This is a genomic window from Nitrospira sp. (assembly GCA_024760525.1).
GTDB lineage: Bacteria > Nitrospirota > Nitrospiria > Nitrospirales > Nitrospiraceae > Nitrospira_D.
Window position 1 is genome coordinate 2,397,826 of sequence record CP060499.1, and the last position, 22,193, is coordinate 2,420,018.

The window sequence follows — 22,193 nt, forward strand, 5'->3', positions numbered from 1 at the left end:
CGCGCCCATGTCACGCCGTCCACGGGTAGCCTCTCAAAAACGAGTCTCCGCACCCGGCAAGTCTTCCCAACGCCCTATTCCCGCTGCCGGCCGGACCACCACTTCCCGTGTGCCACCGCGCTCCAAGCAGACCCGCTCTTCGCTCAAGCCGAACTCAGCCGCGCTGTTGGAGCAATACCAGGAGACCCTTCATAAGCTGGCACAAAGTGAAGCCATGAACAGCGGCAGCCTTTCACAGGCGTTCCAAGCCATTTCGAAAGCCTGCTGCAGTCTATTACGAGTCAAGCGAGCCAGCACATGGCTGCTCTCCAAAGAACGAGATTCCATCAGACTCGTCGACCTGTGTGAATCGGGCCGAGAACACTCCAATCCCGACTTTGTGTTCCAATCCAAGCTCTGTCCTGCCTACCTTCGGTCCTTGACCCGTGAGCGTCGAGCCATCGCATCTCACCATGCTGCCCAAGATCCCCGGACTCAAGAGCTGGCGCCGTCATATCTCGCGCCGTTCAATATCGAAGCCATGCTGAGTGCGCCGATCAGGCAAAAAGGACAGCTCGTCGGAGTCCTTTGCGCCGAGTCAGTTGGGATCCCTCGGCAATGGAGCCGGCATGAAGAGCACCTCGCCGGTCTTCTCGCAACCATGGCGACGTTGGCACTCGAGGCGGCCGAACGGCGTGAAGTAGAACAGGCCCTCCGTGTCGCCAAAGAGGCCGCCGAAGTGGCCAGCCGGGCAAAGAGCGAGTTCCTGGCCAGCATGAGTCATGAGATCCGTACCCCGATGAATGCGATCATCGGTATGGCCGACCTTCTCTGGGAAACTCCGCTGACACCGGATCAGCGCAAGTACCTGCGCATTTTTCGACGAGCAGGCGGCACACTGTTGAGTCTCATCAACGATATCTTGGACCTCTCCAAAGTCGAAGCGGGGCACTTGGAGTTGGAAGCCATTGAGTTCGATTTGAACGAAGTCATCGATAAGGCCATCGATATACTGGCGATGAGAGCCAATGAGAAGGGACTGGAGCTCGCCTCTCATGTGGACCGAGAGGTGCCTTGTCTTTTGATCGGTGATCCGACGCGGCTGACCCAAATTCTGATCAATCTCATCGGCAACGCTCTCAAATTTACCGAAAAAGGCTCTGTCGAGGTTCGTGTCACCAACGATCCCGGCCGACATACTCCCGGCGCTGTTCGCTTTTCCGTGAGCGATACCGGAATCGGCATTCCTTCAGATAAGCTCGACTTGATCTTCGACAATTTTACGCAGGCGCACGTGTCAACCACCAGGCAGTTTGGAGGCACGGGACTCGGCCTTGCGATTACCAAGCGCCTTGCTGAACGCATGAACGGCCGGATCTCGGCGGAGAGCACGGTGGGGAGGGGCAGCACCTTTCACTGCTCCATCCTGCTTCAGGTCCAGACAGAACTCACCCAGAAAGCTCAGAAGGCCGCAGCACAGATCGATCTTACGGGAATCAGAGCTCTGGTGGTGGATGACCATCCGACCAATCGCCTCATCCTCCGCGAAACACTGGGGAGCTGGGGCGCTCAGGTCACGGAAGCGAGCGACGGAAGGACGGCATTGGACACGCTCCAACGCGCGGCCGACCAGGGTGAGGCCTACGAACTCTTACTTCTCGATTGCCGTATGCCGGGGATGAACGGATTTCAAGTTGCGGAACAGGTAAGCGCATTCTCCGGCGGGCACGACCCGACGGTGATCATGTTGACCTCCGACCATTGGGCTGATGATATCGCTCGGACGTATGATCTCGGCCTTGGGGGGTACCTGATTAAGCCCATTCGACGGTCCGACCTCCTGCAAACGATCGGAATCGCCCTGGGCCGGGCAAAAGGAGCTGCGCCAACGACTGTCGAAGTCGCGGAGTCATCGGCGGCGACTCCGACGCGGGCCTTGCGGGTACTCTTGGTTGAGGATTCTCCTGACAACCAGCTGCTGGTACGGTCGTACCTGAAGCAGACCGACTGCTTCCTCGACGTGGCCGACCATGGCGCGATCGCATTGGATAAATTCAAGAGCGAACATTACGACGTCATCTTGATGGACATGCATATGCCCGTGATGGACGGCTATACCGCGACCAAAGCGATTCGATCATGGGAACGAGACCATGATCTGCCGCCCACACCGATCATCGCCCTCACCGCGTTGGCCCTCAAAGAAGAAGGTGCCCGCATCATTGAAGCCGGCTGCAACACTCATCTGACCAAGCCTGTCAAGAAATCCACCTTGTTGGAGGTTCTTCGGGCGCACAAGGATCACATCGTCCGGTGACGAACCCCTTACCCCCCGAATCAGAGACCCGATTACCCGTGGAGATTAGTCGTGACCTTGAGGATATCGTACCGATCTTTTTAGCGAACCGGAAGAAAGATCTCCTGACACTTCGCGCCGCGCTGACCGAGCAAGACTTCAGGACGATTCAGAATCTGGGCCATCGCATGAAGGGTGATGGAGGCGGTTTCGGGTTCGACAGGATTAGCGAAATTGGAGCCGTCCTGGAACTCGCGGCGCAACGCCAGGACCGCTCGATAGTCGAACAACATATCGCACAACTGGAGGATTTCTTACACCGGGTTAGGATCACCTACCGATAACGAACCCCTGAGATGGCCTGTCGAGGCAATAGGCGCTGGCTCCTCGTCGGTACTTTTCTTCACCTCACATAAACACCACAGTTGTCCGACCGTGCAGGATAAAGGTCCTGGTAGAGACTCGATAGCAGGTTGTGTATAATGCCGATCACGGGTACGCGAGCCTATATTCCTCCCCGTTCTCCTTCCGCAGCTAAACCCTGCGCGCTGATGCGCAGCGAACCCTGCGGGCATCAGGGATCGCGTGACCCGTTTTCCCACAGGTGGGGGGCTAGCTCAGTTGGGAGAGCACTACGTTCGCAACGTAGGGGTCGCGGGTTCAACTCCCGTGCCCTCCACCAAATACGTTCGCCACGAGTTAATCTCGCTCAGGAGACGAGCCAGCGTCCCAATTGTAGTAAAACGATAGCCCGGTTTCCACTCCCTCACATCAGATCACATAAGATATAGCCGTCCAGCAGCTTCCTGAAGATCTGACGAGGCCTTTGGCACATGTCGAGAAGAGAGACTGAAGAGGTCCGCTAAGCGGTCGCGAAGATTCTTGGACTAGGCGTCCTTTTTCTTCCATCGGCTTTGAGCAGCTTTTTTAGCGATTCTCGTTCTCTTCGTGGCCGATAGCTTCGCGGCCCTTGCCTTCCCGCCCTTCAGACCTCCCAACCGACCTAAAGCAACAGCAGCAGGGTTCTTGATGCGGTTATTGGAGATCTCTCTCTTAACTGAAGTTGTTCCGGCGGGTTCGCCCGCGATTGCTTGTAGCATATCGTGCGCGATGGCTTTCGGATCGGTGGATGATTGTCTTTTCTTCATAGACTTACCTTACCCGACGGCTGACGCATCTGCAAATTTGCGTCTTCGACTGACCTAAAGAGTTTCCTAGTTCTCTGCAATCGGCAATCAGGCAACATTGCGCACACATTCAAAGGAGGGCGCATGAAATACCAAGTCAGACCATCTCGCTTTGATCGGGAATGGATCGTAGAGGCTTTTAACGAAGATGGAGATGGGGACATTCACATGGCTGCCTTTTCAGGTCCCGAGGCTAAAACACGTGCGTTTGAATACGCGGCGTGGAAAAATAATCAAGACAGGGAGCCGATTACGGCTTGACCTTCGCATCAATCTCGTCTACACATGTCTACGGTCGGCTGTGTCTGTGGTCTTTGCGCCATGACATACCACAACCGCAATTCCCTATATTTGAGGCCGATCAGTGGTACCAACAATGAGGGATATCCGCGCTCTTTACCATATCGATCTCCTTCATGGAGAACATACCAGAGCTGATACTTGCTAAGAGTAAGCGAAGTTTCCTACAGTCTTTTGCGGCGATGTATTCTAACCACAATAAGGGAGGCAAAGATGACCAGCAGATTCTACCGGGGTGCTCTCATTGGTGTTGCACTTGGAATGTTCGTTGGCGCACCGATACTCCACGCACAGCCGTCCCCGGCCGGTAACGTCAAGGACGCCGTCATGCACACCAAAGAAGCCGTAGACCATGGCAAACAGGGCCATGCTGATGCGGTGGTCACACATGCCGAAAAGGCTCGGAATCACGCTGAGAGGGGAGGCAAGAACCCCCATTTAAACGAGGCGATCAACCATCTGACCGAAGCCATCGAGCATGGCAAGGCGGGCCACGCCGACGCTGCAACGGAACATGCCGAAGCCGCCCTCACACATTTGAATGAAGTCAAATAGCGTATTACACACCGACGGCCAAGAAATGACGGGCAGGGGAAGATAACCCTCTGCCCGTTTCCGTCTGAAGAAGTTCCCTCGCCACGCGCCCCATGAAGTTATCCCGCAAGTCTGTCTAGCGCGTGTTACCTGACTTTGGTTTAACGCGCCGGGGCGTTCGTCCCTTACCCTCTTCAACCAACATTCGTTTGAGCAATGCTCGCCCCATCCGCGTGCCCATCCCTAGCAGCGCCGCTTGCCTGTTTTTGAACTTTGATCGCCGTCCGTTGGCCAGGGGGTACTGCCGCAATGGGCGAAGGTCCATCAAAATGCGCTCGAAGGGAAGAGGCGCGATATACTGTGAATCTTTCCGAGCCATAGCGTGCCTCTCGGGTGTGGAGTGTTCTCCCTACGATAGGAGAACCGTACGTGCTTCTGGACCTGGGAGTAGCCCTAGTTTCTTTAGGTCTCCTCCAGTACAATCGCGCACCCATGTCCCTCTCCCCTCTGATTCGCTTCGGCACCTCGACATGGACCTACGAAGGCTGGAAAGGCCAAATCTATCAGCGGCAATATGCGAAGACGGCGTTTGCCCGGGAATGTTTGGGGGAATATTGCCAGTACCTCCACAACGGTGAACCGCTCTTTCGTACGGTCGGCAACGATTCCACGTTCTACCGACCACCCGCAACCAACCAACTCCGTTACTATCTCAACCAGATCCCGGAAGACTTCGAGATGTGTTTCAAGGTCTGGGAGGAGCTCACCATCCACACGTTTGCAAACCACGTTCGTTATGGCGCCAAGGCGGGGCAGGCGAACCCGCGCTTCCTTGATGCGAAGCTGTTCAATGAGCTGGTCCTCACGCCCTATCGGGAGGCGAATTTTCAGCCGCACATGGGAGTGCTCATGTTTGAGTTCCAACAACACGGGATGCTCAGGGGTGAGTTCTGCTCACGGCTGGATCGGTTCTTCGGGCAATTGCCGAAAGACCTTCGCTATGCTGTGGAATTACGGAACGTGGGGTTGCTCGGCCAAGAATATGGGAAGGTCCTCGAAAGCCATGGGGTGGCCCACGTGTACAACCACTGGTCCTACATGCCAGGACTCCTACACCAGCACACACGAATGGATGAGCATTTCACCGCGTCGTTCGCCGTCATACGCCTGCTCACGCCGCTCCACATGAGCCATGACGCGGCCGTCAAACGGGCGGCGCCCTACAGCAAGATCGTGGGAGTGTTGCCACAGATGAGGGAGGAAACGGTGGCCCTCATCAAGCAGGCCGTGGGAGAGAATCGTCGGGCCTATGTTCTGGTGAACAATCGATCGGAAGGCAATGCGCCGTTGACGATACAGGCTTTGAAACATACTCTGGAATTTCCGCTCGCATAGGACAGCCCTACCTCATCCGTTTGGCAACGATGAAATTGTGGCGTGGCCATGAATAGAGTCTATTCAGAGGAGCGGATCACGAGGAGCTGATCACAGCCTCCCCGTCCGGCTTGGCGGCATCGATGAAGACACGGCGCCCGTCGACGCGCAGTCGGCCTTCGGCAAAGAGCTGTACGGCGCGTGGATAGATCTTGTGTTCTTGCACGAGGATTCTGGCGGCCAACGTTTCGGGGGTGTCATGGTCCAGGATCGGCACGGCGGCTTGGATGATGATCGGCCCTTCATCCACACCTTCCGTGACGAAATGCACCGTGCATCCCGCCAACTTACAGCCCCAATCGATGGCTTTCTTCTGCACATCCAAACCGGGGAATGAGGGCAACAGCGACGGATGGATGTTCATCATCCGGTTGGCATACGCGTCAACCAGCACGGCTGTGACAATTTTCATATAGCCCGCCAATAAGACGAGTTCCACATCATGTTGTCGGAGCACGTCCAGCAGCGCCAGGTCATAGGCTTCACGACTGTCCGGTCGTCCCGCAAAGGGTTTGGGATCGACGAATAGATCTTTCAGGTCGTGCTTTCTCGCTCGCTCGAGCGCCACGGCATCCTTCTTGTTGCTGATGACGGCCACAATCTTCGCCTGCGTCCGCCCCGCCTCGATGGCATCGATGATGGCTTGCAAATTCGAGCCGCGACCGGACGCCAGCACAGCGATGCGCAGAGGAGTCGTTCGGCTAGTCGACATATTCCACCTCCGGCTCTGCTCCGGTGGAAGACACGATTTCGCCGATCTGCCATCCTGGGTCCCCCAGCGTCCCAGTGTGCGCCAGCACTTCGGACACCGAATCGGGCGGCACCACGAGGATCAACCCGATGCCCATATTGAATACCCGGTACATCTCTGCGCGATCGACCTGTCCTAAGCGGCTCATCACGTCGAAGATCGGCGGGACCGGCCAGGCCTTGCGGCTGATCTTTGCGCGCACCACATCAGTAAAAACCCTCGGAAGATTTTCCGTAATCCCTCCACCGGTAATGTGCGCCACGGCTCTGATGGGGAATCCTTGGACGAGAGAGAGAATCTGTTTGGCATAAATTCTGGTCGGTGTGAGCAAGACCTCTCCCAGCGGGCGATCGAGTTCCGGCAATCGGCTTGCCACCGTCAACCCCGCCTGGTCGAATAACACACGGCGCGCCAGCGAGAAGCCATTGCTATGCAACCCTGTAGACGCCAATCCGAGGACCGCATCGCCCGGCTTGATGGATTTGCCATCGATGATCTTCGACTTTTCAACCACGCCGACGGCGAATCCGGCCAGATCGTACTCACCGTGGGCGTACAGCGACGGCATTTCTGCCGTCTCGCCCCCGATCAAGGCACACCCGGCTTGACGGCAACCTTCGGCAATCCCTGAGACCACCGCTTGGGCCTTCGAGACGGATAACTTCCCGGTTGCGAAATAGTCCAAAAAGAACAGCGGTTCCGCTCCGTTCACCGCGATATCGTTGACACACATCGCGACCAGGTCGATCCCGACGGTATCATGCTTATCCATCATGAAGGCGATCTTCAGTTTGGTGCCCACCCCGTCCGTTCCGGAGACAAGCACCGGTTCGTGGTATTTGCCGGCTTGGAGGCCGAACAGGCCTCCGAACCCGCCCAAATCAGCGAGTACTTCCGGACGAAACGTGGATCGGACGAGTGGCCTGATACGGTCGACCAACTCATCTCCTGCGTCGATATCTACACCGGCGTCACGATAGGTTGTCATGAGTGGATCTTCGGAAGCACTCGCTCAATCCGGCATGCGTTACCTTCGGGGGCGCATCTTAACGGAGGGTACACCGGAGGTCAACGCGCAAGTCGTTGATCCCTCTCTTCCGCTTTTTTCTTGCCGCTTTGGGAATAAGTCTTATACTGGTGTACGTATCTTCGCGTACAAGCCGCTGAAGGAGGGGGTAGTGGCCATTTTGATTGTCGACGACTCTCCCGACGAGCGCCTGCTGCTTCACCATATCCTGAAGAATGCAGGCTATCGGGACTTGATCACCATCTCGTCCGCGCGTGATGCCTTCACTCAACTGGACTTGGATCATGCCGGCACCAACGGCGTCAAGGTCGATCTGATTCTGATGGACATCAAGATGCCGGATATGGACGGAGTGGAGGCCTGTCGCCGCATCAAGGCGATCGATGCGTTCGCACAGGTCCCCATCATCGTGGTGACGGCACGGAATCAAAAGGACTTCTTACAGGCGGCGTTCGACGCCGGTGCGGGAGACTACGTCAGAAAACCGGTCGAACCGGTCGAGCTCTTGGCCAGGGTCAAATCGGCGATCAAACTCAAACAGGAAACCGAGGCGAGAAAAAGCTGGGAGCTGGAAGTCACCAAAACGATCACCGAACTCGACCGCACACTGCGCAACATGGCGGCCTTACAACAATTGATCCCTGTCTGTCCGTCTTGCAGGACATCTCACCCTGCGCAGATTTCTCAACCCGCGCTCGACGAGTATGTCCAGACTCACCCCGAGACGAAATTCCGCGACCTCACCTGCCCCGCGTGCGCCGGGACCTGATCATGTGTCTTTCAACCATCTAGCTCTCAGGTCGCATTTCCACATCCAGCAACTTGATCTTCCGGTGGAGATGGCTTCGCTCAATCTTGAGGTCCTCCGCGGTCCGTGAAATGTTCCAATGATGCTCTCGAAGCTTGCGGCTGATGTACTCCTTTTCAAACGCATTCCGGGCATCCCGGAGTGAGTCGAAGGGTTTTGCGAGGAGCGGATTCGCTGCTTGACCGGAGACGGGAACGACACCGGCGGTCCGTCCTTGCAACGACACGGCAACCTGCGAGGCCTCGATCACAAACCCCGGCACCATGATCATCAGCCGCTCGATCAGATTCCTCAATTCTCGAATATTGCCGGGCCATTCGTATTGCTGGAATACCGCCATCGCTTCCGGTGAAACTTCTTTCATCCGCAACCCTTGTTCCTCGGCATGCGCTTTCATGAAATGCTGCACCAAAGCCGGAATATCCTCCCGGCGCTCGCGGAGCGGAGGCACGATGATCGGAACCACGTTGAGCCGATAGTACAAATCTTCTCGAAATTGGCCCTTGCCGATTTCTTTTTCCAAGTCTTTATTGGAAGCCGCCAGCACCCGCACATCCACCTTCATCAGCTTGGTGCCGCCGACCCGCGTAAACTGCTGCTCCTGCAAAGCCCGCAACACCTTTGCTTGGGTATTGAGACTCATGTCGCCGATTTCGTCGAGAAACAACGTGCCGCCGTCAGCCTGTTCGAATTGGCCGCGCTTCATCGACGTGGCGCCGGTGAAGGAGCCTTTTTCGTGCCCGAACAATTCGCTTTCGATCAAGGTTTCCGGAATTGCAGCGCAATTGACGGCTACGAACGGATGATCCGATCTGCTGCTGTGCATATGGATGGCGCGGGCGACCAGTTCTTTTCCAGTCCCGTTCTCCCCTCCGATCAACACCCGGCTGTTCGTGGGTCCTGCCGTTTCGATGAGTTCACGCAGCCGCTGCATGACCTGGGAGTAGCCGACCAGCTCGAACTTTTGCTGGACCTTTGTCCGTAGAGTCCGATTCTCCTGCGCCAATCGGTATTGCTCCAGCGCGTGTTTGACACGGAGCGTGACGTTCTCCAAGGACAGCGGTTTCTCGATATAGTCGTATGCGCCGAGCTTGATCGCTTTCACCGCCGTTTCAATGGACCCATGCCCGGAAATCATCATGACCTGCGTGGTGGGGACGAATTCCTTCACACGACGCAGCGTCTCCAGTCCGTCCATCACGGGCATCCAGATATCGAGGATCATAAGATCCGGCGGATCAGAGCCGCACATCTTCAGCGCTTCCACCCCATTGGCTGCCACGACGACCTCATACCCCTCGTCCTCCAGGATGCTTCGTAAAGACGTCCGAATCGCTTCTTCGTCGTCCACTATCAGAATTGATGCCGACATCTATCCTCCCTACTGCGTAAACCGCGATCGCTCTCACCTGACTCTCGACTGATCACGCCTTCTTTGCCGGTGAAAGACTGTGATCACATTCGCGTTACACCGGCAGATCGAATGTAAATACCGCCCCTTTAGGGTGATTGTTCCCGACCTGGATCTGACCTTCATGGTCCGTGATAATCCGGCGGACGATCGCCAGGCCCAACCCAGTCCCTGTTTTCTTACGGGTAAAGTACGGCACGAACAGTCGCTCTTGGTCTTCAGGGGCAATTCCGGGCCCCTCATCCGCAACAGTGACGACCGCGCGCCGGCGCTTCGTGTCATATTTCGTGGAGATCCACAGCCTCCCCTTTTGATTCATGGCTTGCACCGCGTTGTCGAAGAGATTGACAAACACGCGCCTCAGCTGTTCCCGATCGAAATTGATGGGTGGCAGATCCTCATCCAGCTCGATCATCAACTCGATATCTTTCTGTGCCTCGCGATACAACGTGACCACTTCGCGCAGGACATCGTGCAGAGATTGTCGTGTCATCTGCGGAACAGGCAGGCGGGCGAATTTTGAGAACTCGTCCAGCATCTCTTTCAGGCTTCCCACTTCATTGATGATGACGTTCGTCGCATCGTCGAACACCCGGTCAAGATCCGGTGACTTTTCGAAGAACTTCTTCCGCAATCGCTGGGCCGACAGTTGAATGGGCGTCAGTGGATTCTTGATTTCATGGGCGACGCGCTTCGCGACCTCCTGCCAGGCGGCGACTTTCTGGGCCTTGATCAACTCCGTCAGATCTTCGAAGACCAACACAAATCCCAGGTCTTTATTTCCCTCATCCCGCATACGGGAACCTTTCAAGCCGATCGTGATCAGCTTCCCCTGGATGTCCAATTGCCCTTCCAAATCCAGGCTGTCGCGCTCATCGGCCAACATACGATCATAGGCGGTCTGGAACAAGTCAAGCCCGAACTCTTTGAAGACATCATTGGCCGGCCGCTCTCTAAACCGATCGGCGGCCAACCCAAGAATACGCTCGGCCGATGGATTGAATGTGGTAATCGTTCCGCTCCTATCGATCGACAGGAGACCGGCGGCAATCGTATCCACGACCGTTTCAATATAGGCACGGCGGCGATCCAGCTCGACGTTGGTGTTCCGAAGCGTCAGGTTGGCCTCCTCAAGCTTGGATTTACTCCCCTGCAGATCCTGCGTCATCCGGTTAAACGACGCGATGAGCGTCCCGATCTCGTCGGTCGCCTTGGCATCGATCTGCACAGTGAGGTCGCCTTGGGCGACAGCTTCCGTTGCCTCCGCCAACCGCTGAATCGGCACGGTAATACCGCGTGCCACATAGAACCCGAACCATGTCGCGCTGAAGAGGATCAAGACCGTCACGACAGCCACGAACAGATAGGCCCCGGCCTTGATCGGGTTTTTCATCGCCTTGATCTGCTTGTACTCCGCATACTGCCGACCGATTCCCTCCATTTTGGTCAGCAGCGATTCAGGGACGTAGGTCTCAACGACGACGACCCCCTCCAACTCACCCTGTCTGCTTCCGGAGGCCACAGGGATCGCCGCGCGCACTAACCTCCCTGTCTGGGCTTCCTGAACCGAGGTAAATTCATGCTTGCCGTTAATCACCTGTAAGACCAGCTGACTGATCGGCAGATCCAGCACCCCGGCCGGAACCTCACTATCGAGCGCCTTTGTGAGCGTCTCCATCTTGCTCGAAAAGACCTCGATCCCTGCGACACCGTATTCCATACGTTTTCGAGCCATCGCGGCAATCAGAAGATCGCGCTGCACCGGGGTCAGCATGTCCTCGCGGAACAATTCCTGCGCAATCGCCCGTGCGCTGTTGACCGCGAGCGCGACATGCCCCGCATGCTGAAGGCGAGCCACCTCATAGGAGTCTTTCATGACCTTCTCGATGTGCTCGCTGAACCACACATCGACCGCTTTGTTGACAAGGCCGCTCGCCACGAATGCCAGTAATACGGTGGGAATCAAGGAGAACCCGATAAATGCCGCGATGAGCTTTGTGCGAAACCCTGACCCGACGAGCTTGTGCCGGCGTTCGAAATAGGCCTTGATGAGGTTCCTTGACAGCAAGAGCGTCAAGACGACGAATCCGATCAGATCCAAATTGAGCAGAAGAAGGACAAAGGCATAACTGGTCGTCGGCAAGAATGAGCCGGTCTCGTCGACACCCGGAACGACAATCCGCCAGTAATACAGCGTGAGCGCCAAGCAGGGGATCAGAAGGATCAGGACGATCCACACCGGGCGAAGGTGGAGTTTTTTGCGGTCAGGTTGCTTGGGGATGTCAGCCGAAGAATTGCGCGGTTTACTGCCGAGAGCGACAGGTTGGACATCGCCGGCCGCGTCTGAGGCGGGCTCTAACGCACGTATGGGACGGTTCGGCTCAGGCATTCGCTCGCCTTCCGCGCATGGTCAACCCGAACAACGGCAGCCCCTAACACTATAGCCGACTCACAGAGCAGTCTCAAAGTCCGCGCAGAGATCGCGGAATTTCAGCGAGTGGGGGAAGGCCCAACAACGGGATGTTACTTCGGCGAGGCCAGCGTCACATACTTCATGCGAAGGGCATAGAGCATATCGCGCAGGACCGCCTGCTCTTCAGGGGTCAGATTGCCCTTGGTCTTGTCTTCCAAGACGGACAACAGATCGATGATTTCTTTGGCTTGGGGGAGGTTGACGGGAATCGGCGCTTGCTGAGGATCCAGTTGCTCGCCCATGAGCATGAGCGACGACGAGCCCAATGAGATCACAAAGGATGAAAACGTGACGGGAAATGCCGGAGCCGTCTGGGCTGATTCGGTCTGTGCTGCGGCGGGAGGTTTCGATTCTTGTGGAGTCGACGATGCAGGCGGCGAAGCCTCGGTCCCTCCACTCGCCCGCCGATCCCGAATGATGAACCCCTGCTCCTCTTCAACCATTCGTATCCCTCTCGTTGAGCCGCTCCCACACGTGTCTGGACGCTGGCGGTACCCTACCATAGGGTCTATTTGGTCGCAAGCCGTCACCGAGATTGAAGAAGCCGTCAGACTCGGTATAGAGTGACACATCCTCGGCACGGCGGCAGACGACCGAAAGGGGGATTCACACTCGATGTCGACACGATTTACCAAAGTGGTTGAGCTCATGGCTGCGTTGCGCGCGCAAGACGGATGCCCGTGGGATCGGAAGCAAACCCATGAGTCACTGAAACCATACCTGCTCGAAGAAACATACGAAGTCCTTGAGACGATCGATCAGCATGACGTGCAGAAGTTACGTGAGGAACTTGGGGATGTTCTCCTGCAAGTCATCTTCCATAGCCAGATAGCCGCTGAAGCCGGGACGTTTACCGTCGACGATGTGCTCGACACGCTCGCCACGAAGTTGATCCGCAGACATCCCCATGTCTTCGGCACCGGCGACCAGGCGGGACGCGCGGCGAATAGCGAGCAAGTTCTGGCCCAATGGGAGGAAATCAAGCGCGCAGAACGCGAAGCCGCCGGCCACACGGCGTCAGCCTTAGCAGGAGTGCCGAAAACGTTGCCGGCGTTGTTGCGGGCCTATCAGATTCAAGCCCGAGCGGCACGAGTCGGCTTCGATTGGCCACAGAACGATGCGGGGCTGGAACAGATCATCGGAAAAATTCTCGAGGAAATCGGCGAACTGCGTGAGGCGCTGGCGTCGAATCGAGCGAGCGTGAACGCGGGTTCCGACCGGCAGGGCTCCCGCGAGGAGGTTGAGGCTGAGCTCGGGGATCTGCTGTTTTCTCTGGTCAACCTCGCCCGCTTTCTCAAGTCGAATCCTGAAGACGCGCTGCGCCGGGCGACGAATCGCTTCATCGATCGCTTCCATCTCGTGGAAACGCAAGCTGAAGCGAAAGGCCGATCGTTGACGGACATGACCTTAGCCGAGATGGATGAGCTGTGGGAGGAAGCCAAACGCCGGTTGCAGAGCCCTCATCGAGATACCACACCGCAGGTCGGCGATCGCACACTATGAGCAAGAACCAAGAACCGTACGAAGAAGGGAAGCGTGCCGGAGCCCATCCGCTGCTGGTGGTATTCGGCATCCTCATCGGATTGTGGTTGTTTGTCGCGCTGATCGTCCCCAGTTCGAGAAACAAACAGGCAACCGGCACTGAAGGTCCCAATGTCTCGGCCATCGAAGACCCCGAAGCCGCTCCCGTCATGTTCAAAGTCCAAACGACAATCCTGGATATGAACACCGTGGGTCTGGTGGTTCCTGGTCAGGCAACGGATAGTCAAATTGTCGCCCTGTTGAAACGCCTCAAGGAAGCGCGACTGAAAGGGACGCTTGGCGAACAGCTCCCCGCCACGACACCCGGTCACAAGCTTGGGGACCATGCCATTGCGGACATCTATATCTTTGGGGACAAACAGTTCGCGGAAGCAGAGACGATCCGCACGCTGGCACGAGGGGCCCATGCTCCCGGCACCCTCTACCCGAATGCGATCCCGTTCGAGGTGGCAATGGAACAAGTCCGTGGTTATTACCGCATCGACCTGAATGATACCGGCAGTCCGGACAAGGGATCGCTTGGGTTTGCGGACGAATCAGGCGTGCACTCAAAACAGTATAGAAGAATCTTTTAGCGGATCAGCGAGCGAGGATATTGCGCGTAGGGATAGCTAAATTCCCACACGCCTTTTGACATCCTGCCGGACAGCGGCTTGATCCGATTCAAATAACGTCTCCAGTTTTGGGAACAAGTGGGTGAGCGACCCGACAAACGGGGCCAGCAACACATCACGTCGTTCCGCCAACAGTCCCTCCTCCTCAGCGACCCGTATCTTCCAGTCGGCAATCTTCTTGGAAAGAATGTTACTCACCAGCAGCTGCTGACCGGGTGAACCGCTCACCACTCCGAGGAGCCGCTTCTTCACCACCTCCAGCTCATCCGGTATGGAAATCTTCACGCGCACACCATGCGGCGTCGCCCAGGTCGACCGTTGAATCGAGTAGTCGTATGAAAAGACCGGCTCCCTTGGCTCACGAAATGGGCCGCTGACGTCCAAGATGGTGAGGGTGCTCTCGGTTGATCGCATAATTTCGGCGCCTTTCCAAGGGTGAAACACGCGCGTTTCAATCCGTACTATAAAAGCTTGCAGTTGGGTAGAACAAGGGGCTATCTATAGAGACGCTGAGACGGCCGACATGATCAGCTTCAGCACCGGCCGGGCCTTAACGGAAACCAGAGCGCCTGAGACAGCTTTCTGACACCTTGATATACTTCGATTGAGCGTTGCTCTGAGAGGAGGTATGGCCAAGAAAGGCTATCCTGGACTTGTAGTCGTACCTCCCAGCGATCGGTCGATCTTACGACGTCGATTGGTTCGTTGGGGGCTCCTCATTATCGCTGTGATCTGGATCATCTCGACGGTCACGGTATGGCCCCCCACGTTCGACAATACGGACTGCCAAGCCGGTCCCGACGGGGAACATTCGGGTAATCCCTCCGAGAAATGCGGCCCGCCGAATCAATCAGCCACGGAAGCAGCGCCTCATCAAGAAGAGTTCAGCCTCACGCAAGTATCACAGGCCGAAGGTCTGACTGAGACACCAAACACCATTCCTACTCCTACGCCAACTCCACATGTCGATCAGTCCGCGACGCGGCCGGCTTCCAGCCAAAACTCCAAGACCAGCCCCTCCGTTCCATCTGGTCTCCCCCCGGATCGGACCATGGCGCCTTCGGGTAATCAGAGATCGCCGGCAAGTCTACCGACGGGGAAGTCGGCGCCGAATCCGGATGTCGATGCTCAGCTCGCCGAACAGGGCGATGCATTTGCCCAATATCGTCTTGGACGTTTTTATGCACAACGGAATGGACCGCAAGCGCCCGAGTCCGTAACCTGGTACAGGAAAGCTTCAAACGGTCTCCAGCGCTTGGCCGAAACCGGCAACGGACAAGCGATGTATGTTCTCGGCGTCATGTATGCCTACGGACGCGGAGTGGCAAGAAATACGGAACAGGCGCGGCACTGGCTGACCCAGGCTGTTGAACGGAAGATTACCGCGGCTCAGCCGGTCCTTGCGAGTTTGGACGAGGATCAGACTTCTGATCCAAGCCGCAGATGAGCGAAGAAATCCAACCGGTGATAGTGAAACAATCGGTCCGGATGGTGCACTCCACCACCCAGACCCTTACCGTTAAATCCGGAAGGTTGTTTTACTCATTGTTGCCCGTGACACACGTACCCTCCCCGTTTGATGTTTGACCATTGAACTATTGCCGAAGCAAAACCGGGCTGCATTCCGGCAGATGAAGTCACAATTCATCGTGCTGTCTGCTCAAGCGCCCTCCGACACAATACGTCGCCGACACCATCGTTTGCTTCTTTCCACTTTCCTGTGTTTCGAACCGATGCAGACTCGTACAGCAGCATTGATACCAAACCGACCGCGGCTTGTTGCGTCTATCGATGTGACCCCGTATGATGCGTTCCATCATGGAATCTGTCACCCGGATCAAGACGAAAACGCCGAGTCCGTACAGGCTGACGGCGATCGAGATCGACACGCATGACACAAAGACCTTCCGGTTCGAACTCCCCACCGATGCGACGCTGGATATGCTGCCCGGCGACTTTCTCTACGTCCATGCGACGATCAACGAAAAAGCCCTCAAACGGCCGTATACGCCGTCCTCGCTGCCCGGTACGACCGGCTTCTTCGAACTGACCGTCAAGCGTTACGAAACCGGCCTCGTCTCCAAGTTTCTCCATGATCGGGGAATCGGAGACAGCATCCTGATAAGCGGACCGAACCCGGGCGGCCATTGGGTGGACGGCATGGCAAAACGAGTGGGATTCGTGGCCGGAGGCACCGGCATCACGCCGATGATTTCCATCATTCGCTGGATTCTTACCAAAAAGATCGATGCAGAGTTATTCCTGCTCTTCGCCAACAAAACAGAATCGGACATTATCTTTCGACGGGAGTGGGAGCGAGCTCTCCGGGACTATCCGAACTTTCATTGCCACCACGTGTTGGAACAGCCCCCGCCCGGATGGTCGGGTAGCTCAGGCCGACTTACCCGTGACATCCTGCGCCGACACCTTCCCGCTCCCGATGCCGACACCCGCATTTTCCTCTGCGGTCCCCCTCCGATGGTCGACTCTCTGGAAGCGACACTTAAAGAACTCGGTTATCCTGAGCAGACCGTGATCCTTCCCTGATAGACAACCCTCATAAGCGACGATCGTCAGTCGTACTGGCGCAATATTACTCAGTGAGCGCCTTTTCACGTGGGGAATTTTGCCTCAGATGCTTCCAGTGTTCATCTGTACTGTCTCCGGAACCTCTTGAATTTGCATGAGACCTATCTGGCATATTCTTCGTAAAGGTCAATCAAAATCATACCTTGGAGTTCTCAGGGTACTGGAGCGTTCTCAGCGCCTGCTTCCACCGGATATATCAATAGAATACGCGTGTTCCATAATCGAAACTCCGGCAATACACGCATTCGATTGGGAATTCATGATGGTCACAGCCCAAAGGAGGTCATGATGTCCCGTGGCGGTTTACTCTCCCAGACGACCCGGACAATTGTCGGCAAGGCAGTGAGTCATGGAATCCAGCGTTTGGCAAGAAGAGTCCGAGCAAATGGAGGTCAACCGCTCGACCTCGTCCTCCCGGATGGCTCACGTCTCAACTTCGGCCAAGAACCTCGAGTCGTGATGGCGATCCGTGATCCGAACTTGTTGTCGGTACTGACCCATCCAACCCTCGGATCACTCGGCGAAGCCTTTGTCGATGGCCGCATCGATATCGACGGCGACATCATGTCTGTGATCGCCGGCGCTCAGCGCCTTGTGGAAGCCGGCGGCTCGCCGGCAACGGCTCGGATCCCCGCCTCATCGGCCTGCCACACACCGAAACAGGATCTGGATGACATTAAACATCACTATGACGTCGGGAATGACTTTTATCGGCTCTGGCTCGATACGCGCATGGTCTACTCTTGCGCGTATTTCCAGACCGGCGAGGAAACGATCGACGTCGCGCAAGAAGCCAAGCTCGATCACATCTGCCGCAAACTACGCCTTCAGCCCGGTGAACGCTTTCTCGACATCGGCTGCGGCTGGGGCGGGCTGATTCTGCATGCTGCACAGCGTTACGGAGTACGAGCTGTCGGCATCACACTCTCGGATAACCAGTTCGCCTTAGCCAAGGAACTCATCAAGGCAGCGGGGCTCGATCGACAGGTCACGGTTTTGCAATTGGACTACCGGGATGCACCGGAACGGTTCGGGGAAGGCACCTTTGACAAGATTTCGAGTATTGGAATGTTTGAGCACGTCGGTCAAAAGAATTTCTCCACCTACTTTGGCGTGGCGCGTTGCCTGCTGCGCGATCGCGGGCTGTTCATGAACCACGGGATTACCTCATCCGACGCCGACGGCCGCACCGTGGGATCCGGAGTGAGTGAGTTCATGGACAAATATGTGTTCCCCCACACCGAATTACCCCATCTCCACGCAGTGATCCGTGAGATGGCCAGACAGCAGTTCGAAGTCTACGATGTCGAAAGCCTGAGACCACATTATGCCCTGACACTCGCACACTGGTCGCGCAAACTGGAAGGGAGGTTAAGCACTGCCCGAGAAGTGATCGGCGAACGGACCCTGCGTATCTGGCGCACGTACTTGGCAGGCTCATCGCTGGCCTTTTCGCAGGGCTGGCTGAACGTGTATCAGATGCTTGCCAGCCGCCAGGAAGCCGCCGGCCCGACCGAATTCCCGTTGACCAAAACCTGGATCTATCAGTGATGAGGGTGAGGGAGATTGAGAGAGTTAGGCTGAGTCCAGATCCACGGTACGTCGACCATCGCTGCCGATTCCGCCGAGTAAATCCCGCATGACCCGCCCGGCTGCGACCGTCCCGTCGGAGATGCAATCGGGAATACCGACTCCACGATAACCGGCTCCTGTGAGGACGAGTCCAGGATAGCGGCCCACTGCCGCATCGAGTTGCGCCAATCGGTCGAGGTGGCCGAGCGTGTACTGCGGCATCCCCTTCCACCACCGGTTCACTTCTGTGTAACTCGGCTCCGCACTGATACCGCATATGTCACTGAGTTCGGTACGTACTTTCCCCGTCAAGGCGTTGTCGTCCAGTTGCAGAATATCTTCACGCCCTACCCCGCCAACATAACAGCGTACCAGTAGTCGATCGACCGGCGCACGATGGGGCCACTTGCGCGAAGTCCAGGTGGCCGCGATCAAATCCCGCCTTTCGATCCGCGGCACGATGAACCCGAATCCATCGATCGCCTCAGGCACGGCCTGGGCAGGAAACATCATGGCAATCGTGGCAGTGGACGCGTAGGGAATCATATCGAGTAATCCGCCGGCGATCGGCGTCAACGGACGCAACAGGTCCGCTGCAATATACGCCGGTGTCGCCAGAACCACACTTTCCGCGGAAAGCGCCGATCCATCGTGCAGAATAAGGTCATACATCCAACGGCCCAATTCATGCGATCTCACCCTCAGCGCCTCGACTCGGCAACCCCAGCGAAGCTCCACACCCTGCTGCGCCAACCGTTGCACCAGGGCGTTCACGAGGTCTCCCAGTCCGTTTTTCAGGCTGATGAACATCGTCCGCCGTGGATGGCTTGACGACGGCGGCAAGGGAGCTTTCTTGGCCTCCATCATGCCGCGAACGACACTCCCATGCTGCTGTTCCAGCTCGAAGAACCGGGGGAACGTGGCTCGCAGGCTCATCTGCTCGGCATCCCCCGCGTAGATCCCGGACATGAGCGGTTCCAATACCCGCTCAAATGCCTGTGGGCCGAACCGTCGGCGAAGGAAATCAGCCAACGACTCATCGCCTGTGCGCGAACCTGGCGGAACAGCGATCTCCAGTCCCATGCGAATCAACCCCGCCCAAGTGAGCAGCCCACTTCGCAGGAAGACTCCCAATTGTTTTGGAACAAATGAGAGCAGGCCCTCGGGTAAATCGTGCAGCCGTCCACCCTGCAAGACACAGGCTTTCTTGGCCGTCTCATTGGTATTGATGAGCTGATCGGCGAGTCCCAACTTCGTGCACAGTTCAAGACCGGCGTGTTTTTGGGAGAGGAAGGAGTCCGGTCCGGCTTCCGTCACAATCTCGCCGATCCGGTGAGTGACGATCTTTCCGCCCCAGGATGATTCAGATTCGAGGATTGTGCAACGGATGGGAAGGCCGGCCTTTGTTGCCTGCTCTTGCAGTGAAAACGCAGTGGCCAGGCCGGAAATGCCGCCACCCACTATCACGACTGTGCGTGGTCGAGTCACGACGGAATGCGGAGAGAGGATTCGTGTACCGTCAACACGTCGCGTAACGTCTCGATGAGTGCGGGCGAGTCGTTCAGCATGGCCATGCGCTCGAGATACATACCCTTGTTGGCCGCCAACTGCTTTAATTCAATATCGATGTCGAAGAGAGTTTCCACGTGGTCACAAATGAACCCGATGGGGGCCACCAAGACATGTCGGTGTCCTGACCGGCAGATCGTATCGAGCATCTCCTCCACGGTGGGCCCCAGCCACGGCTCAGAAGACCGCCCCTGACTTTGATAGGCGAAGTAGGTCGGTTGACTCCCCAAGAGCCGGGTCACAGATTCGACCGTGCCCTTGACCTCCTCTGGATATGGATCCTTCATCGCCACAATCCGTTCGGGAAGACTATGGGCCGTGAAGAGCACCGGCACCGTTGCTTGCACAGCCGATGGAAATGCGAGAAGCCCTTGCCGGATATTGTCTACAATAGCACCGATCAGCCGAGGATGCCGATGCCAGCTGTCGGGATAAGTCACGCCGGTACGATCCTCCAACTCAGTACGAGCCTCTTCGACTTTCTTTCGATACGCTCCGGTGCTCAGTGAGGACTGTTGAGGAGCCATGCACACCCCGATAATCTGCTCCGGCGATTCTTTCAGCAGCTTGGCGTATGTCTCTTTGATGAAGGGATGCCAATGACGCAACCCGACGTGCACGCGGTATCGCCCGTCGCCCGATTTGTTCAGTTGCTGTTCCAATTTCTTCGCCACTTCTTGAGTGATGCCGACGGCCGGGGATTTTCCGCCGGTGACCCGGTACCGTTCACGAATTTCCTCCACCAACTCGGGAGGTGTCGGCCGTCCCCCTCGAACATCCCGCAGAAACGGTTCGACGTTCTCCAGACAATCGGGCCCGCCCATGGCCATGAGCAAAACCGCAGTGTGACGTGTCGTCTCCGGCATTGTTCTATGTCGTTCGTATCTCGTATTTCGTCGTTCGCAAGACGATGAAGTTCGCTATATCGAGGTACATTTCACGAGGGACGCTTCACGCGCTTGCTCACCGTTGGCTGAGCTTGTGCACCATGTCGATCGTCGCGGCCACATGATCAACAGGTGTCGTGGGCAAGATCCCGTGACCGAGATTGAAAATGTGTCCGGTACGCCCTCCGGCCCGACGCAAAATGTCCTCGACCCTGCGTTCGATTTCATGGAGCGGCGCGAACAGCGCCAGCGGGTCCAGGTTGCCTTGCACGGCGCGATCGTGCCCGACCATCGTCCAAGCTTCGTCCAGATGAATTCGCCAATCGATCCCGATGACATCGCCGCCCGCTTCACGCATCTGCCGAAGAATAGCGGTCGTGCCGGTGCCGAAATGAATCATCGGGACGCCTTCCCGCTTGAGACCCTCGAAAATCCGCTGGACGTGCGGCATCACATACTCGACATAATCACCCGCCGAAAGACACCCGACCCAGCTGTCGAACAGTTGAATCGCCTGAGCCCCCGCTTTGATCTGTCGCCGGAGATAGCCGGTGAGCACCCGCGCGAACTTGTCCATGAGCCGATGCCATGCGGTGGGATCCCCATACATCATCTGCTTGGTGTGCAAATAGTTGCGTGAGCCTCCGCCTTCTATCGCATAACTGGCGAGTGTAAACGGCGCACCGGCAAAGCCGATCAAAGGCACCCGCCCGTTGAGCGCGCGTCGCGCTTGCCGAATGGCTTCGGCGACATAATTCAGTTCATCACCGTCGATGACTTTCAGCTGGTCCACCGCCGTTCGGTCGCGAACCGGATTGTGGATGACCGGTCCCTCCCCAGCGGCAAACTCGAGGCTGAGTCCCATCGGCTCCAACGGAAGAAGAATGTCGGCAAAAATAATAGCGGCATCCAGTGGAAACCGATCGATCGGCTGAAGGGTGACTTGAGCCGCAAGCTCAGGCGTTTTGCACATTTCGAGGATCGAGTGTTTTGCGCGCAGAGTCCGATACTCGGCCATGTAGCGTCCGGCCTGACGCATAAACCACACCGGTGTACAGTCGACGGGTTCACGGCGACATGCTCTGAGAAATCGGTCGTTCATCGCAGCCGCATTTTAGAGACGCACCGGCAGACCTGTCAAACCGGGAAAACAAGGCGTTCTGGGGCCATTCAGGAACTCCGATAATAAGTAGACAGGGGGCCCCATTCCAGTACAATTA

The 22,193-nt window shown here is 56.8% G+C and carries 22 protein-coding genes and 1 tRNA gene; 12 read left to right on the forward strand and 11 right to left on the reverse strand.

Annotated elements, in window-relative coordinates; all coding sequences use genetic code 11:
• The first annotated feature begins 7 nt into the window (after nucleotides 1-7).
• The 3 genes from H8K04_11195 to H8K04_11205 all read left to right on the forward strand — a co-directional run bounded on the left by H8K04_11195 (nucleotide 8) and on the right by H8K04_11205 (nucleotide 2,957).
• Nucleotides 8-2,296 (forward strand): response regulator, encoded by a 2,289-nt coding sequence (locus H8K04_11195; protein UVT14419.1) that lies wholly within the window; start codon nucleotides 8-10, stop codon nucleotides 2,294-2,296.
• Nucleotides 2,297-2,334: 38 nt separating this feature from the next.
• Complete coding sequence (locus H8K04_11200; GenBank protein ID UVT14420.1) at nucleotides 2,335-2,619, forward strand: Hpt domain-containing protein; 285 nt, start codon at nucleotides 2,335-2,337, stop codon at nucleotides 2,617-2,619.
• 262 nt (nucleotides 2,620-2,881) lie between these two features.
• A tRNA-Ala gene (locus H8K04_11205) sits at nucleotides 2,882-2,957 on the forward strand.
• Between the two features lie 205 nt (nucleotides 2,958-3,162).
• Here H8K04_11205 and H8K04_11210 read toward each other — a convergent pair.
• Nucleotides 3,163-3,423 (reverse strand): hypothetical protein, encoded by a 261-nt coding sequence (locus H8K04_11210; GenBank protein UVT18053.1) that lies wholly within the window; start codon nucleotides 3,421-3,423, stop codon nucleotides 3,163-3,165.
• 123 nt (nucleotides 3,424-3,546) lie between these two features.
• Here H8K04_11210 and H8K04_11215 point away from each other — a divergent pair, with 123 nt between their 5' ends.
• Nucleotides 3,547-3,723 carry a hypothetical protein gene (locus H8K04_11215; GenBank protein UVT14421.1) on the forward strand — a complete coding sequence of 59 codons (177 nt, stop codon included), beginning with the start codon at nucleotides 3,547-3,549 and terminating at the stop codon, nucleotides 3,721-3,723.
• A 252-nt stretch (nucleotides 3,724-3,975) separates the two neighbouring features.
• A complete protein-coding gene (locus tag H8K04_11220) occupies nucleotides 3,976-4,317 on the forward strand; it encodes a metal-binding protein SmbP (protein ID UVT14422.1) in 342 nt (113 codons plus the stop codon).
• Nucleotides 4,318-4,432: 115 nt separating this feature from the next.
• Here H8K04_11220 and H8K04_11225 read toward each other — a convergent pair whose 3' ends face one another.
• On the reverse strand, nucleotides 4,433-4,675 hold the full coding sequence (locus H8K04_11225; GenBank protein UVT14423.1) for a hypothetical protein: 243 nt from the start codon (nucleotides 4,673-4,675) through the stop codon (nucleotides 4,433-4,435).
• 50 nt (nucleotides 4,676-4,725) lie between these two features.
• Here H8K04_11225 and H8K04_11230 point away from each other — a divergent pair, with 50 nt between their 5' ends.
• Nucleotides 4,726-5,691, forward strand: a complete 966-nt coding sequence (locus H8K04_11230; protein UVT14424.1) for a DUF72 domain-containing protein — start codon at nucleotides 4,726-4,728, stop codon at nucleotides 5,689-5,691.
• A 76-nt stretch (nucleotides 5,692-5,767) separates the two neighbouring features.
• Here H8K04_11230 and H8K04_11235 read toward each other — a convergent pair whose 3' ends face one another.
• Nucleotides 5,768-6,442 carry a phosphoribosylglycinamide formyltransferase gene (locus tag H8K04_11235; GenBank protein UVT14425.1) on the reverse strand — a complete coding sequence of 225 codons (675 nt, stop codon included), beginning with the start codon at nucleotides 6,440-6,442 and terminating at the stop codon, nucleotides 5,768-5,770.
• Nucleotides 6,432-7,469 carry a phosphoribosylformylglycinamidine cyclo-ligase gene (locus tag H8K04_11240; protein UVT14426.1) on the reverse strand — a complete coding sequence of 346 codons (1,038 nt, stop codon included), beginning with the start codon at nucleotides 7,467-7,469 and terminating at the stop codon, nucleotides 6,432-6,434. The genes H8K04_11235 and H8K04_11240 overlap by 11 nt, the downstream gene beginning before the upstream one ends.
• Between H8K04_11240 and H8K04_11245 the strand changes: the two genes are divergently transcribed.
• Nucleotides 7,468-8,277 (forward strand): response regulator, encoded by an 810-nt coding sequence (locus H8K04_11245; GenBank protein ID UVT14427.1) that lies wholly within the window; start codon nucleotides 7,468-7,470, stop codon nucleotides 8,275-8,277. The two genes, H8K04_11240 and H8K04_11245, sit on opposite strands and share 2 nt — an antisense overlap.
• A gap of 19 nt (nucleotides 8,278-8,296) precedes the next feature.
• On the opposite strand, the gene H8K04_11250 is transcribed toward H8K04_11245, so the two are convergent.
• From H8K04_11250 to H8K04_11260, 3 genes are all read right to left on the reverse strand, one after another.
• Nucleotides 8,297-9,688, reverse strand: a complete 1,392-nt coding sequence (locus H8K04_11250; protein ID UVT14428.1) for a sigma-54-dependent Fis family transcriptional regulator — start codon at nucleotides 9,686-9,688, stop codon at nucleotides 8,297-8,299.
• A 94-nt stretch (nucleotides 9,689-9,782) separates the two neighbouring features.
• Entirely contained in the window at nucleotides 9,783-12,116 is a 2,334-nt protein-coding gene (locus tag H8K04_11255) for a HAMP domain-containing protein (GenBank protein UVT14429.1), read from the reverse strand.
• 134 nt (nucleotides 12,117-12,250) lie between these two features.
• Nucleotides 12,251-12,643, reverse strand: coding sequence for a DUF1844 domain-containing protein (locus H8K04_11260; protein UVT14430.1), 393 nt, complete (start codon nucleotides 12,641-12,643; stop codon nucleotides 12,251-12,253).
• A 172-nt stretch (nucleotides 12,644-12,815) separates the two neighbouring features.
• On the opposite strand from H8K04_11260, the gene mazG reads away from it, so the two are divergent.
• On the forward strand, nucleotides 12,816-13,703 hold the full coding sequence (mazG, locus tag H8K04_11265) for a nucleoside triphosphate pyrophosphohydrolase (protein ID UVT14431.1): 888 nt from the start codon (nucleotides 12,816-12,818) through the stop codon (nucleotides 13,701-13,703).
• On the forward strand, nucleotides 13,700-14,317 hold the full coding sequence (locus tag H8K04_11270) for a hypothetical protein (protein ID UVT14432.1): 618 nt from the start codon (nucleotides 13,700-13,702) through the stop codon (nucleotides 14,315-14,317). Before mazG ends, H8K04_11270 begins: the two co-directional genes overlap by 4 nt.
• A 36-nt stretch (nucleotides 14,318-14,353) precedes the next feature.
• Here H8K04_11270 and H8K04_11275 read toward each other — a convergent pair whose 3' ends face one another.
• On the reverse strand, nucleotides 14,354-14,770 hold the full coding sequence (locus tag H8K04_11275; GenBank protein ID UVT14433.1) for a hypothetical protein: 417 nt from the start codon (nucleotides 14,768-14,770) through the stop codon (nucleotides 14,354-14,356).
• A gap of 214 nt (nucleotides 14,771-14,984) precedes the next feature.
• Between H8K04_11275 and H8K04_11280 the strand changes: the two genes are divergently transcribed.
• From H8K04_11280 to H8K04_11290, 3 genes are all read left to right on the forward strand, one after another.
• Entirely contained in the window at nucleotides 14,985-15,803 is an 819-nt protein-coding gene (locus H8K04_11280) for a sel1 repeat family protein (protein ID UVT14434.1), read from the forward strand.
• Nucleotides 15,804-16,174: 371 nt separating this feature from the next.
• Complete coding sequence (locus H8K04_11285) at nucleotides 16,175-16,903, forward strand: cytochrome-b5 reductase (protein ID UVT14435.1); 729 nt, start codon at nucleotides 16,175-16,177, stop codon at nucleotides 16,901-16,903.
• A gap of 330 nt (nucleotides 16,904-17,233) precedes the next feature.
• Nucleotides 17,234-18,496, forward strand: a complete 1,263-nt coding sequence (locus tag H8K04_11290; GenBank protein UVT17959.1) for a class I SAM-dependent methyltransferase — start codon at nucleotides 17,234-17,236, stop codon at nucleotides 18,494-18,496.
• Between the two features lie 24 nt (nucleotides 18,497-18,520).
• On the opposite strand, the gene hemG is transcribed toward H8K04_11290, so the two are convergent.
• The 3 genes from hemG to hemE form a co-directional block, all read right to left on the reverse strand.
• Complete coding sequence (gene hemG / locus H8K04_11295; protein ID UVT14436.1) at nucleotides 18,521-20,005, reverse strand: protoporphyrinogen oxidase; 1,485 nt, start codon at nucleotides 20,003-20,005, stop codon at nucleotides 18,521-18,523.
• Complete coding sequence (hemH, locus tag H8K04_11300; protein ID UVT14437.1) at nucleotides 20,002-20,952, reverse strand: ferrochelatase; 951 nt, start codon at nucleotides 20,950-20,952, stop codon at nucleotides 20,002-20,004. Before hemH ends, hemG begins: the two co-directional genes overlap by 4 nt.
• A 97-nt stretch (nucleotides 20,953-21,049) precedes the next feature.
• Nucleotides 21,050-22,075, reverse strand: a complete 1,026-nt coding sequence (gene hemE, locus H8K04_11305; protein UVT14438.1) for a uroporphyrinogen decarboxylase — start codon at nucleotides 22,073-22,075, stop codon at nucleotides 21,050-21,052.
• Nucleotides 22,076-22,193: the final 118 nt, after the last annotated feature.

What these genes read in the sequence shown, in the direction of transcription:
- H8K04_11220 (UVT14422.1), top strand. Translation starts at nt 3,976, where the DNA reads ATGACCAGCAGATTCTACCGGGGTGCTCTCATTGGTGTTGCACTTGGA.
- hemH (UVT14437.1), bottom strand. Translation starts at nt 20,952, where the DNA reads ATGCCGGAGACGACACGTCACACTGCGGTTTTGCTCATGGCCATGGGC.
- H8K04_11275 (UVT14433.1), bottom strand. Translation starts at nt 14,770, where the DNA reads ATGCGATCAACCGAGAGCACCCTCACCATCTTGGACGTCAGCGGCCCA.
- H8K04_11195 (UVT14419.1), top strand. Translation starts at nt 8, where the DNA reads ATGTCACGCCGTCCACGGGTAGCCTCTCAAAAACGAGTCTCCGCACCC.
- H8K04_11260 (UVT14430.1), bottom strand. Translation starts at nt 12,643, where the DNA reads ATGGTTGAAGAGGAGCAGGGGTTCATCATTCGGGATCGGCGGGCGAGT.
- H8K04_11240 (UVT14426.1), bottom strand. Translation starts at nt 7,469, where the DNA reads ATGACAACCTATCGTGACGCCGGTGTAGATATCGACGCAGGAGATGAG.
- H8K04_11270 (UVT14432.1), top strand. Translation starts at nt 13,700, where the DNA reads ATGAGCAAGAACCAAGAACCGTACGAAGAAGGGAAGCGTGCCGGAGCC.
- H8K04_11245 (UVT14427.1), top strand. Translation starts at nt 7,468, where the DNA reads ATGAGTGGATCTTCGGAAGCACTCGCTCAATCCGGCATGCGTTACCTT.
- H8K04_11255 (UVT14429.1), bottom strand. Translation starts at nt 12,116, where the DNA reads ATGCCTGAGCCGAACCGTCCCATACGTGCGTTAGAGCCCGCCTCAGAC.
- mazG (UVT14431.1), top strand. Translation starts at nt 12,816, where the DNA reads ATGTCGACACGATTTACCAAAGTGGTTGAGCTCATGGCTGCGTTGCGC.
- H8K04_11215 (UVT14421.1), top strand. Translation starts at nt 3,547, where the DNA reads ATGAAATACCAAGTCAGACCATCTCGCTTTGATCGGGAATGGATCGTA.
- H8K04_11235 (UVT14425.1), bottom strand. Translation starts at nt 6,442, where the DNA reads ATGTCGACTAGCCGAACGACTCCTCTGCGCATCGCTGTGCTGGCGTCC.
- H8K04_11225 (UVT14423.1), bottom strand. Translation starts at nt 4,675, where the DNA reads ATGGCTCGGAAAGATTCACAGTATATCGCGCCTCTTCCCTTCGAGCGC.
- H8K04_11250 (UVT14428.1), bottom strand. Translation starts at nt 9,688, where the DNA reads ATGTCGGCATCAATTCTGATAGTGGACGACGAAGAAGCGATTCGGACG.
- H8K04_11285 (UVT14435.1), top strand. Translation starts at nt 16,175, where the DNA reads ATGGAATCTGTCACCCGGATCAAGACGAAAACGCCGAGTCCGTACAGG.
- H8K04_11280 (UVT14434.1), top strand. Translation starts at nt 14,985, where the DNA reads ATGGCCAAGAAAGGCTATCCTGGACTTGTAGTCGTACCTCCCAGCGAT.
- H8K04_11290 (UVT17959.1), top strand. Translation starts at nt 17,234, where the DNA reads ATGTCCCGTGGCGGTTTACTCTCCCAGACGACCCGGACAATTGTCGGC.
- hemE (UVT14438.1), bottom strand. Translation starts at nt 22,075, where the DNA reads ATGAACGACCGATTTCTCAGAGCATGTCGCCGTGAACCCGTCGACTGT.
- H8K04_11210 (UVT18053.1), bottom strand. Translation starts at nt 3,423, where the DNA reads ATGAAGAAAAGACAATCATCCACCGATCCGAAAGCCATCGCGCACGAT.